Source organism: Paraglaciecola sp. G1-13, assembly GCF_055809255.1.
In genome coordinates this window covers 2,264,203-2,277,739 of sequence record NZ_CM147903.1, presented here as the reverse complement: position 1 = coordinate 2,277,739, position 13,537 = coordinate 2,264,203, and the positions used below count along the sequence as shown (strand labels likewise).

Genomic DNA, 13,537 nt, shown 5'->3' with positions numbered 1-13,537 from the left:
ACGCAGAAAATGAGTAATAACAAGTTGTGAATGCTTATATCATCTAACTTGGTTTGCTAACAGTGAACAATAGGTTAAGGCTGACCTTGCATTGCTATTATGTGCAATTGTAGATAACCAAAACTCCAGCAATGTTTGCGCCACGGTGCGCGATGCATAACACGTCTAAGACTTAACCGCTTTTTACTCTGTCATTTTATTAACGATAGCCTATAACACCAAGAACTTAAACGTTTAAGTTTTTAGTGTCTTATTTAACAAGTGATCCCCATCAAGCAAGTGCTAGGGCGCGATTATGGTGCAAAGTGCTTACTGTTTGCAGTGCTGTTTACATTTGTCGTTACAAATAAATGCAAATAAGAATTATTACTATTGACGTGGTTGTGGGATACTGCTGGAAGTTATTTGAGGAGGAAATTTAAGAATGCGCAATGTGATTAAAGAATGTGTGACTTTTGTTCATCATTGGAATGACACGCTATTTAGTTTTAAAACCACCAGACAGAAATCTTTCACCTTTGAGAGCGGTCAGTTCGTCATGATCGGGTTGGAGCTTGCGGGTAAACCTTTAATGAGGGCTTACAGTATTGCCAGTGCTAATTACGCCGACGAGTTGGAATTTTTCAGTATTAAAGTACCAGATGGTGCGCTGACGTCAGAGTTACAAAAAATCAAAGAGGGCGATGAAGTCATGTTGACGACTCGCGCAACAGGTACGTTAGTAGCGGGTTATCTTCAGCCGGGTAAAAATCTATACTTACTAAGCACTGGCACGGGCTTAGCACCATTTATGAGTATCATTCAAGACCCCAATATCTACGATCAATACGATAAAGTGATATTGGTTCATGGTGTGCGCTGGGCATCTGAGTTGGCGTACCAGCAAGAGATAGAGGTATCGCTACCGAACAATCCATTCTTTGGGGATATAGTGAAAGAAAAACTACTGTATTACCCAACAGTGACACGAGAAGACTACCAATACAACAGTTTGAAAACGGCTGATGGAATGTGTCCTCATCAAGGACGGATAACCGATTTGTTACTGACAAACAAATTGACCGATGACTTAAGCCTACCCAACATCGACCCTGAAAATGATCGGTTTATGTTGTGCGGCAACGATGCCATGTTAAAAGATTTAGCCGCTATCTTAGACGCCAAGGGATTCAGTAAAGCGAATTCACGCTCCCAAGGGCATTATGTTATTGAGCAAGCATTCATCGAAAAGTAAGTCGAATGAGGTTTTGGTGCAGCAACAATGGCAATGCTTAAGAAGCTATTCAGCTCGTGAATTTACTTGTGTGGTGCCTTGTTGCTAACGAACCGTGGCTCAAACAAGATACGAACAGATATAGCACTGCCTGTTTTATATTCATTAGGCCTCAGGTAGCTTTAATTCGCTGTATCGAAAGCCTCATCTGTTTTTCTATTTCAAGAATAACGAACAGGGCGATACCTACACCTATGATCAGTAAACCATCGAATAAAGGGATCGCTTCTGTTGCAAATACGATTTGCAAGGGGGGAAAATAAGTTATGGCAAATTGCGCCACAGTAATAATCGATACAACTAACCAGACTACCTTAGTACCGCATACAGCCTGCCAAGTTAATGATGTAGAGTAGATATTGCGAATGAAAAACAATTGAAAAATTTCCATTACAACTAAGGTATTCAAAGCCATGCTTCGAGCTAGTTCTAGAGAATAGCCGCGATCAACGGCGTACATATGAATACCAAACACACCGCATAGGAATAAAACAGAAACTAAGATTACATACCAGATCATTTCTCTAGACAACAGAGGTTCGTTACGCCCTCGAGGAGGGCGGCGCATCGTGCTTTCTTCGCTCGGTTCGAATGCTAACGCTATGCCAAGTGTTATTGCCGTAATTAAGTTGACCCAGAGGATTTGAATAGGGGTAATGGGCAACGTCATGCCCATTAACAATGCGACAATGATAGTCATGGCTTCACCCGCATTAGTGGGTAGTGTCCAACTGATGACTTTTTTGAGGTTGTCGTAGACGGTTCGTCCTTCGCGCACTGCAGATACGATAGATGCAAAGTTGTCGTCGGCCAGCACTAACTCTGCAGCTTCTTTAGCAGCTTCACTGCCTTTTTGTCCCATCGCAATCCCCGCATCGGCTCGTTTTAACGCGGGAGCGTCATTCACGCCATCTCCGGTCATCGCTACTGTCATACCATGAGATTGCAGCGCCATTACTAATCGTAGTTTGTGCTCTGGGCTGGTGCGGGCAAACATATCGCATCCAAGAACAGCATTCCGTATCGCGCTCTCGTCCATACCATCAAGCTCCACGCCAGTTAGTACTTTATCGGTAATTTGTAAGCCAATTTGCTTACCGATAGCTGCTGCAGTTTTGCTATGGTCACCAGTTATCATCTTAACGCGAATACCGGCTTCGAAACATTGTGCAACTGCGCTAATCGCTTCTGTACGGGGAGGGTCTATCATGCCTAACATACCAATCAGTGTTAACGCGCCTGTGACATCAGCATGCTCTAAAACGGTGTGTGATGGTGTCACTGTTTTGATGGCAAACGCTAATACACGTTGGCCAAGTCCAGCGATAGTCTCAGCTTGGTTGTTCCAGTAGGCTATATCTATTGGCTCTGATTTGTCGTTTAAGCCTTTTTGATGTGTACACATGGCCAAAATTTGTTCTGGGGCACCTTTTACAAATATGCAGGCTTGTTGCTCATGATTGTGATTCAGCGTAGCCATAAATCGATGTTTAGCATCAAACGGTATGGCGTCTGTTCGGGTCCAGGTGGCGTTAATTTCTTTTAGGTTGAGGGCCATTTTTACGCTAAAAGTGAGTAACGCGCCCTCCATAGGATCTCCTTCGACTAGCCAGTTTCCGTCTTGCTCTCGCAGAGCGGCGTCATTACATAGCGCGGCAGCTTGCGCCAATTCATTAGGTATAAAATCAGTAATAGCCACGGCTTTAGTTTCTAGGGTCAACTTACCTTTAGGTTCATAGCCATTGCCTCCTAAGGTGAGTAAGTGTTGCTGCGTGAGTACTGAAGCCACCATCATTTCGTTGCGAGTTAATGTGCCTGTTTTGTCTGAACAAATAACGGATACTGAACCCAAAGTTTCAATCGCGGGTAAATGACGCACAATAGCATTTCGTTGAGCCATGGCTTTAACACCAATGGCTAACGTTATGGTTAGAACCGCCGGTAAACCTTCTGGAATTGCTGCTACCGATAGCCCCACTACTGCTAAAAACATTTCAGTAAAGTCATGGTGTTCTACAAAATACCCAAACACCAGTAACACGGAGGCAACGGCAAGGATCATAATAGTCAACCACTTGGCAAATACTGCCATTTGTTCAACTAGAGGCGTGGTTAACGTTTCTACTTTCGACAACAAGCCGCTAATACGACCTATTTCTGTGTCTTTTCCTGTACCGACCACTACACCCTTGCCTTGACCCGTACTGACTAGTGTTCCTGAATAAGCCATGCAAGTGCGATCACCGAGTGACGCACCGATTTCAACGACCTTATTTTGCTTTTCGACTGGCATTGATTCACCAGTCAAAATCGCTTCTTGAATTGTTAAACCATAAGCGGAGAGCATTCTGAGGTCGGCAGGCACTTTATCGCCAGCTTCAAGTAACACTATGTCACCAGGAACTAAATCTACTCCATCAACGTTGGTGCGCTCTGCGTCACGGATCACGTTGGCACGAGGCGCTAGCATCTGCCTTATGGCGTTCATCGCTTGTTCTGCTTTGCCTTCTTGAATAAAGCCAATCACAGCATTCGCAATAACCACCGCTAAAATAACGCTCATATCAATCCAATGCCCAAGCACAGCGGTGATCACTGCAGAACCGATTAACACGTAAATCAAAATATTATGAAAGTGCATTAAAAAACGTACGAACGGGTTGCTGCGGACAGCTTGTGGCAAACGGTTAGCACCATGAGTTAACAAACGAGCTTCAGCATCAGCTTGTGTTAATCCGTTAGTCGAGCTTTCTACACTTTTAAGCGTTTGCTCAGCCGAGGTACTGTGCCATGTAGATTGTGCAATATCCGTGTCAGTTTTTTGCATGGTGGCCTCGTTTATTTAGGTAATTCAGCTGTATTGGAAATAAGAGTGTGTGAATTTATGGTATCAAGAGCATGCAAATCTAATTTGATATGGGGCAATTTTTTTTCGCTATTGGCGATATTTGATTAGGTTTCTTTGCCTGAAAGGCAACAGCTAGCAGCCTGTTGTCGACCGCTTTGGTAACCAAATTAATTCTATCTTTTTGTCAGCGGTTTATAATCAGCCAATTATTTATTCACTAAGAATGCTGGGAAACACACGATTCACATGCATTACGTCGTTGACTTTATAGGAGAAACAAATCCTTGAGGCTTGATTGCCAATACCGAACTGTTTAGCTGATTGAAAATGGTCTCTGCGGTGTTGCCAATTACCAATCCAGCAATTCCGGTGCGGGCAACCGTTCCCATAACGACTAAGTCTGCATCTATCTTTTTGGCTATTTTTGGGAGCTCTTCACCCGCGGTCCCTTTAACGATATGAGGGATCAATGACAAAAAATTAAAAGAGTCTACTCCGATTTCTTGCTTTACGTTGTCAAACAGTAAATCCATTTTATAGCGACTGTTACGAAACTCTGACTCTAGCATTTCTTCTTCGATTTTCTCCGGGTTATCGGCCCATAAGCTGACAAAGCCTGCATGAGTTGCATTGTAAACAGTAGCCACATGTATTCTCGAAAACTCAGCCACGGCGATAGAGCTGCAAAGACTCATAATCATATGATTCAGTTCATCGTTGCATGTATTGACATCTTCAGAATCAAAATCGACGGCAGCTAAAATATTTTTATAACGGGGCTTTTCGTCTTTCTTAATGAGCCAGATAGGGCAAGGACAATTGCGTAATAACTGCATGTCGTCACTACCGATAAAATGGTCGAGCCAGTTTGCTTTGTCCACTTCTTTTATGAGCATGTCATATTTGTCAGCTAGCACTAGACGCACAATTTCAAGGTATCTTTTGCCAACTTTTAGCTGCACGTTTATGTTTACGTCTGCATCGAGACAGGTTACCAACTGCTTTAACTTTTGCTCTTGTTCAGTGAAGATAACTTGTTCAATTTCTATCGGGTTCAGTCCTTCTGTGTTAAACGAATTCGGAATTGAAAGGGTAGGGAGTACAAGGAGCACCGTCAGGTCGACCTGATTATTTTTTGCTAGCGCAATAGTGCGTAATAATGAAGGTGGGGGTTTTAGACAGTCGTTATTTAATACATATAAGAATTTGTTAAACCTTTCCATATTATCCCTTTTCTTGTTGAGTGGCGTTAATATCAAGACCTTCATAAAGTATGCGAACGGCTCGGTCTGCAGTATCTTGAAAAGGCTCGAGCACCAATTCAACACCGAGTAAGTTTAATTCTTCGGTTTCGGCACGACCTTGTGAAATAACGGCTAACTTCCCTGTGTAGCCCGCTGAACGTGTTAATTGAATAACCGTTTTTCGATTATCTTCAGAGGATAAGCCAGTGTGGAGATGAGGAATAGTCGACACAATCCATTGTGCATGTTTGAGGGGCAGTTCAATGATAAATTCGGCGTCTGTTGCGTCCCCGAAATTACAATCCAACCCTAATTGATGCCAATGTTTAATCGCCGCCGGATTAAAGTCGATACCTAAGACTTTAATCCCTTCATTTTTGAGTTGCATTGAAATAGCCGTTCCCAGTCTTCCTAAACCAAAGATGATAACTGGATATTGGTTGCCTGAGTTCTCATCGGTAGAGGCCTCTCGAGGTATACCCGAGCGCTCGAACCTACCTAACAACGGAGCAAAAAAAGAATAGAGTTGGTGTGAATAAGTAATCATATAGGTTGAAACCCCAATAGTGATAATACCCACCAGCGTCACTAAACCTAAAATGTCCTGCGGTACATGGCCTAACCCTATGCCCATGGCGATAAAGATTAACGAAAACTCACTAATCTGAGCAACCGTTAAGCCGGCTAGGAAACCCGTTCTTTTGCCATATCCCATTAGCCCCATAATCGACATGACAATAAGTGGATTACCAAACAAAACAAACAGTGAGAAAATAATAGCTGCCGGTAAATGAGTGCCAAGCTTTGATAAGTCTAATGTGGCCCCTAGAGCAATGAAAAAAAACAACAGTAAAAAATCACGTAAAGGAGCGAGTCTTGCTGCGATACTTTCCCGATAGGGTGTTGACGCTAACGCCACGCCGGCCAACAAGCCCCCGACTTCCATGCCCAAACCGACTATATCTCCTATGGCTGCAAACAATGCTGCTTGTGCAATGGCATAAATAACTAATAATTCAGGCGCTTTAGCGAGTTTTTCCGTTAAAGGATTCGCAATGTAGCGTACAAATACAATCACAAAACCCAGTAAACTCAATCCTGATATAGCAACGTGCCAAACTGAAGAGTTATTTGCATCACCATGCCCACTAGAGCCAATACCAATAGTTGCTAACACTATCATCGCGACTACCACTACCAAATCTTGCACAATCAAAAAACCTAAAGCAATTTGCCCGTGTAAGGATTCGATTTCTCGTTTATCAGATAAGAGCTTTACAATAATAATGGTAGAAGAAAATGTAAGCGCAACGGCGACATAAAGGCTAGTAATGTAACCAAGTCCAAGCCATAAACCGATCAAATAACCAATCAGGGACGTGAAAATAACTTGGCCTAGCCCCGTTAAAACCGAAACCCCACCAATAGACTTAATTAACTTTACATCTAGCTTAATCCCGACAAGGAAGAGCAAGATCGCTATGCCTAGTTCAGACAAAAGAGTGATTTGATCTTTAGAATGCACGATATCGAGCACTGAAGGCCCGGCAATTAAACCGACTGCAATAAAACTAACAATGAGAGGTTGTCGCAACAGTAAGCCGACAAAACCCAATGAAGCAGCCAGCACTAAAAGCACTGCAATTTCTGTAAAAGAGGACTGACCAATAAGTTCGATTAAATTCATGTCATAACTCATGTCTTAAAAAATAAAATGTATATTCTGCATCTTTAAAGGTAAATATATTGCCAAATAAAACCAAGTCGAATGTGAGCTAGATCAATAATAGGTATAACTTTATTCATTTGTTAACTCTGATGTGTCTGACCAACCCTTCTTGATTTTTTAATACCCCTATTTCTTCTGAAGGAATTTAATGAAGGATATTGAACTAAGGCAATAGAAAATGTAGGCAAGGTTATTTCGAGAGGGCGTATGTTTAAAGTAACTTGAGACGGGCTCGAAAAAATCTATAACTCGAGCCATTCTTCCCAGCCGCTGCTCAAGATGTGCTTAAAGGCATGCATCATTTGCTCAGCGTTTACTGCTTAAAACTAGGGGGCAATACTGTGGCTTAATGACTCATCTACGAGTACTTCAAAACCACCATAAATCATGCGTTTTCCATCAAATGGCATGGGGGCTGTAGCAGGGTCAAAGCGTGGGTCATTCATGCATTTTTGTATGCCTTGGTCCCTGACTTCTTTTGACGGCCAGGTGATCCACGAAAACACAACAGTTTCATCTGCTTTTGCTTGTACGGCCTGAGGAAAAGAAGTCACTTCACCTTCAGGTACGTCCTCGCCCCAACATTCTGTGCAGCTTAATGCGCCGTATTCTTCTCTGAAAATTCTAATGCACTGTTTGGCGTACGCTTTGTATTCTTCTTTATCTGCGCTTGGCACGGCAACAACAAAACCATCGATATAAGACATATGCACCTCTGTAGGTAGGCTGCATCACTTTATTGTGATGTCGTTATGATCGATAGCACAAATTCAAAGATTAAAAAGCAGCAATGTCGTCAAAGCACAAAATTTAGCGATGAAGTAAGCGATGAATCGTAATGCTGATGAGGATCGGAATTAGAAAGTGGAAGAGGAGCTAAGCAGGTACACCTAGGTGTACCTGCTTATGTTAACAATATTCAGTAAATGAGGTTAGCGTGTTCTATGCGCTTTTAGCATGGCTAAACAGGCTGGGCCCGGCTGCAACTAATACTCTACCATTATCGGTATCCGTGAATTTATCAAAATTATCAATAAACAATCCCGCTAAGCTTGTTGCCTTATCGGTCCATTGACTTTCATTTTCATAGGTTTTACGCGGGTCAAGAATGTCTGTGTCTAGCTCACCTAATTTTTGCGGTATCTGTAGATTAAAAATAGGTAGGGTGGTCGTGGCAGCATCATCTAAAGAGCCGTCTAAAATTGCGTCGATAATGGCTCGAGTCGCTTTAATCGAGATGCGCTTGCCGGTGCCATTCCAACCTGTATTGACTAAGTAAGCCTGCGCATCAGCAGCCTGCATACGATTTTTAAGCACATTAGCATATTGCGTAGGATGAAGGCTTAAAAACGCTGCGCCGAAGCAACTAGAAAACGTCGGTGTAGGCTCAGTGATACCACGCTCAGTGCCCGCTAATTTGGCGGTGAAGCCGGATAAGAAATAGTACTGGGCTTGTTCAGGCGTCAATTTTGATACCGCAGGAAGCACACCAAATGCATCGGCCGTTAAGAAAATGACCTTGTTTGCGTGGCCTGCGCGCGAGACGGGCTTCACAATATTGTCGATATGGTGAATAGGATAAGATACTCGGGTATTTTCAGTCTTGCTGTTGTCGTCAAAGTCGATTTTACCATCGGCATCAACCGTCACGTTTTCAAGCAAAGCATCTCGGCGAATCGCGTTATAAATATCAGGTTCGTTTTCTTTACTTAAATTGATGGTTTTGGCGTAGCAGCCGCCTTCAAAATTAAACACGCCATTGTCATCCCAACCGTGCTCGTCATCGCCGATTAATTCGCGATTTGGATCTGTCGATAAAGTGGTCTTTCCGGTACCGGACAGACCGAAGAAGATTGCAACATCGCCGTCTTTTCCTACATTTGCACTGCAATGCATAGAGGCAATGTTTCTAAGGGGGAGCAAGTAGTTCATCATTGAGAACATGCCTTTCTTCATCTCACCGCCATACCAAGTGCCACCAATCAGTTGTACTTTTTCGGTTAGATTAAATGCCACGAAATTTTCAGAGTTAATTCCGTGCTCTTGCCAATTTGGGTTATTGGTTTTCGCGCCATTCATTACCACAAAATCTGGATCGTAGTTAATCAATTCTTCATCAGTTGGGCGTATGAACATGTTTTTGACGAAGTGAGCTTGCCATGCGACCTCTGTAATAAAGCGTACTTTTAAGCGGGTATCTTCATTTGCACCGCAGTAAGTATCGACCACAAACAGGCGTTTACCGCTGAGTTGTTTTGTCACTGTGCTTTTGAGGTCGTCCCACACGGCGGGAGAAATAGGTTTGTTATCGTTTTTACCTTGATCAGACCACCAAACGGTGTCCTTGGTAACATCATCGCGCACTATGTATTTGTCTTTAGGGGAGCGGCCGGTGAATTTGCCTGTGTTAACGTTGACGGCACCTAATTCGGTCACGACACCTTTTTCATAGCCTTCAAGGCTATGGTGTGTCGTTTCCTCAAACAATACGTCATAAGAGGGGTTATGTAGAATTTCAGTGGCATCGGTAATGCCAAACTTGGCTAACTCTGCGGACAATTTGTGTGTATTCATTAACTAACCCTTCAGTTTGCTGTGGCGATAAAACGGTATGTGCGATTCGAATTGACCTAACCTGCAAGAGCCAAGTCATCATCCTTTAAGGCGAAAAATACTGGCGTAACATCAAGCTCGCCTTGTGTACTATTTTAAACACTTTTAGTGAATCTTTGAAAGTAGTCATGTAATGAAACATAGTGAATTTCATAATTTGATAATGTTTTATCATAAAGCGCGGTCAAAACGTTTTATGGTCAGCTTAGAGGGCACCAGAAATGACCAATCAAAAATGTTTTAAGCCTAGGCTACTGGTATTAAAAGATATTTTATAGGTCTTATAACTGACTGATTAATAGTATTAATTTACATTATTTTTACCTTGTTATCATTTTTATCACTATTCAACAGTTACTTTTAAGAGGCTCTGGGCAATATTGAACAACCTACATGCTTCGTTACCTATAGTGAGTATTGATGTTGTATATGTTGAAAGCATACAGATTTTCCGAAATTACTGATCAATTGCCTGATTTATCATGTCAGTTGCTCTGGCGCTCAATACGTCAAAACAAGAATTAGCGACCTTTTTAACAAACCTTCATACTTAAACAGTCAGTGCTTCAATGCCGCCAAGCGCTGATACCAACCACTATGTCCAAGGAGTATATTTCACAAAAGCGTTCATCTGTTGATGAGGTGCTAATCTTAGACATGAAGCTAATAGAGGCGTTTACACTGTGAAAGGCCAGTGCTTAGGATTAGCTTGGACATCCTGAGTAGTCAATCGTGAGATATAACCTTCTTTAGCGGTAATCGTGATTGTCAAATGGGTAGTACCCTGGATAAAATTAATTGCATAAAAGCTGTTATGGTTTGTACTTGATGCCTTACCCACAAGATGCGATTCTTTCCCTTCTTATTCGAGTTAGCATGTTTTGGGCATTATTGTTCTTTGCTCATAAATGCCATTTTCTTCCCAACTCAATCCTTTACTAGATTTATTAGGACAATAAAATGACGCCGTTGCCTGTCAAATACCTGCGTGAAATTGAAACCCTATTACCTCCTGAGGCGATTATTCAAGATATTAGCCGGTGCAGAGCACTCGGAGTAGACGCGAGTTTTTATCAACTCATTCCTCAGCTCGTCCTAAAACTATCAGACCTTCGACAGGTACAATCAGTACTTGCCCTGAGTCATCAATTTGAGGTGGCTGTTACATTTCGAGCAGCAGGTACGAGTTTGTCAGGGCAGGGGGTATCTGATTCAGTGCTCATTACGTTAACTGACGACTGGCGCCAACATGAGATCTTCGATGACGGTCTTCGCATCAAGCTGCAACCTGGCATCATTGGTGCCGATGCTAATCGGATACTGGCACGTTACGGTCGTAAAATCGGGCCCGACCCAGCCTCTATCAATAGCTGTAAAATTGGGGGGATCGCAGCCAATAATGCCTCTGGTATGTGCTGCGGTGTAGCGCACAATAGTTATTACACTGTAAAGGACATGACCATAGTTTTAGCTGACGGCAGTGTGGTCGATACCAGTGACGCTAGCAGTGAGATGCAGTTTCGCGAGGCGCAATCATCGTTACTGAACGAGGTTAAAATGCTGGCCCAAATGTGCCAAGGGAACGAAAGATTACGCGAGTTAATTACCCACAAATACCGCCTTAAAAATACCTGTGGTTATGCCCTCAATGCATTAATCGATTATCAGGAGCCGCTGGACGTGCTGATGCATTTAATGATTGGCTCTGAGGGAACGCTTGGCTTTATCGCCGACATTACTTACCAAACCGTTGTAGAGCATGAACACAAAGCCAGTGGTCTGTATTTATTTGCCAGTGCTCAACATGCCTGTGCTTTAGTAAAGTCGCTTGAAAAGCAAAACGTAGATGCAGTGGAGCTGATGGATCAGCGCGCGCTTAATTCAGTGAAGGGCCAACCAGGGCTGCCTGATGCATTTTGCACGCCTTATGATGGTTACACTGCGCTGCTCATTGAAACCAGTGCCGACAGCCAAGAAGCGTTGGCGGAAAATTGCGCTAATATCGAGCGCTGTATAGTCCCCTATGCGCCAGTGCAATCTATTGCGTTTAGTCGTGATCTTGTACTCAACCAGCAATTGTGGGCGATTCGAAAAGGTACTTTTCCCGCAGTAGGTGCGGTGCGTCAAGCGGGCACAACTGTGATTATTGAAGATGTGTGTTTTCCTATCGAAAATATGGCCGAGGGGATCCAGCGTTTACATCAACTATTTGATCAGTACGGATACTCAGAGGCAATCATATTTGGTCACGCGCTTGCGGGAAATTTACATTTTGTATTCACCCAAGCATTTGATGATCAGAGTGAAATACAGCGCTACGATGATTTTATGCAAGCAGTCGCTCAGCTTGTAGCGGTGGAATTTAAGGGCTCACTTAAAGCAGAGCATGGCACGGGCAGAAACATGGCCCCCTTTGTTGAGTTAGAGTGGGGGAATGAAGCCTACAGTGTGATGAAAAGACTCAAAGAGATTATTGACCCACTGGGAATTTTGAATCCAGGGGTGATACTCAATGAGGACGCACAAAGTCACATCAAAAACCTTAAACTCCTGCCAAAAGCAGATGAAATAGTCGATAAATGTATCGAGTGTGGTTTTTGCGAGGCTGTGTGCCCATCTCAAGCGTTGAGTTATACCCCAAGACAGCGCATTGCGATTTGGCGGCGTATACAACAATTGCGCGAAGCAGAGATTGTAAGCGACAGCGAAACCCAAGAGCTGCAACAGTTAGAGACAGACTTCCAGTATATGGGCATAGATACCTGTGCAGCGACTGGGCTGTGTGCCCAGCGATGCCCCGTGGGAATCAATACAGGTGATTTAATTAGGCAGTTGCGTAGCGAAAAACAAACAAACGTCGGCGAAATAATCGCTAAGTTCAGTGCAGAACACTTCTCGCTGGTGAGTAAATCTGCGGGAGTTGGTTTTGCGCTCTCAAGCAGTGCCACCAAACTGCTAGGAGATCCTTTAACTAACAAGATAGGTGCGAAAATGCACCGATTATCTAGGAAAAATCTGCCTTTGTGGCAAAGTCAGTGGCCCAGTAAAGGGAAAAAAATAACCATTGACTGTGCACTTAAAACCAAGAAAGTCATCTATTTTGCGAGCTGCGCCAGTCGCAACATGGGGGCCGCTGCTTCAGACAATGAGAAACGCTCTACATATGATGCCGCCCGCTCTATTTTCAGCAAGGCAGGTTATCAGGTCATGTTGCCTGAAAAGCTTGATGAATTGTGTTGTGGTATGCCGTTTAGCAGTAAAGGTTTTCCTGATTTGGCCCAGCAAAAGGGCGAACAATTAGCTGAGCAATTAAGGGATATTAGCAGCGATGGAAAAATACCCATTGTGTTTGACACTAGCCCTTGCAAGCAACAAATCCAAGAACTGAAAGATGTAATAGGGCTGCAAATTTTCGAGACTAGCGAGTTTATGGTGAAGCACGTTATCGCCGATTTAAAGATTACCGCGCAAATCGAGCCGGTCGCGCTGCATGTTACCTGTAGCAGCCGTAAAATGGGCCTTGCACCGTATTTACGGACGTTGGCGAGAACCTGTAGTGAAACAGTGATAGAGCCCCAAGGCATTGAATGTTGTGGTTTTGCGGGGGACAAAGGGATGTTTGTTCCTGAGCTAAATGCCAGCGCGTTGCGCCATTTAAAGGATCAAATACCAGCTATTTGCACTGCAGGCTACAGTAATAGTCGCACGTGCGAGATAGGGCTAAGTCAGCACAGCGGAATTCCTTATCACTCGCTATTACTATTACTTGATGATGTGAGTCAGCAAAAGAGCCAAGAAGCCATTGCATAAGTCACCGTTAAAAGGGAGAA

7 protein-coding genes are annotated in these 13,537 nt (G+C 43.3%); 2 read left to right on the top strand and 5 right to left on the bottom strand.

Features of this window, described 5'->3' with window-relative positions; all coding sequences use genetic code 11:
* Positions 1-424: 424 nt before the first annotated feature.
* Entirely contained in the window at positions 425-1,234 is an 810-nt protein-coding gene (locus AC0L6N_RS09470; RefSeq protein WP_473480834.1) for a ferredoxin--NADP reductase, read from the top strand.
* Between the two features lie 151 nt (positions 1,235-1,385).
* Here the strand turns inward: AC0L6N_RS09470 and AC0L6N_RS09465 are convergent, their stop codons facing one another.
* The 5 genes from AC0L6N_RS09465 to pckA all read right to left on the bottom strand — a co-directional run bounded on the left by AC0L6N_RS09465 (position 1,386) and on the right by pckA (position 9,668).
* Positions 1,386-4,100, bottom strand: a complete 2,715-nt coding sequence (locus AC0L6N_RS09465) for a cation-transporting P-type ATPase (RefSeq protein WP_473480832.1) — start codon at positions 4,098-4,100, stop codon at positions 1,386-1,388.
* A 272-nt stretch (positions 4,101-4,372) separates the two neighbouring features.
* Positions 4,373-5,344, bottom strand: coding sequence for a universal stress protein (locus AC0L6N_RS09460; protein WP_473480830.1), 972 nt, complete (start codon positions 5,342-5,344; stop codon positions 4,373-4,375).
* 1 nt (position 5,345) lies between these two features.
* Positions 5,346-7,052, bottom strand: coding sequence for a cation:proton antiporter (locus AC0L6N_RS09455; protein ID WP_473480828.1), 1,707 nt, complete (start codon positions 7,050-7,052; stop codon positions 5,346-5,348).
* A 368-nt stretch (positions 7,053-7,420) separates the two neighbouring features.
* The gene (locus tag AC0L6N_RS09450) at positions 7,421-7,801 is read right to left on the bottom strand and encodes a DUF1428 domain-containing protein (RefSeq protein WP_473480825.1); all 381 of its coding nucleotides are present in this window, start codon (positions 7,799-7,801) and stop codon (positions 7,421-7,423) included.
* A 235-nt stretch (positions 7,802-8,036) separates the two neighbouring features.
* Positions 8,037-9,668, bottom strand: coding sequence for a phosphoenolpyruvate carboxykinase (ATP) (pckA, locus tag AC0L6N_RS09445; RefSeq protein ID WP_473480822.1), 1,632 nt, complete (start codon positions 9,666-9,668; stop codon positions 8,037-8,039).
* Between the two features lie 999 nt (positions 9,669-10,667).
* Between pckA and AC0L6N_RS09440 the strand changes: the two genes are divergently transcribed.
* A complete protein-coding gene (locus AC0L6N_RS09440; RefSeq protein WP_473480819.1) occupies positions 10,668-13,517 on the top strand; it encodes an FAD-binding and (Fe-S)-binding domain-containing protein in 2,850 nt (949 codons plus the stop codon).
* The last annotated feature ends 20 nt before the right edge of the window (positions 13,518-13,537 follow it).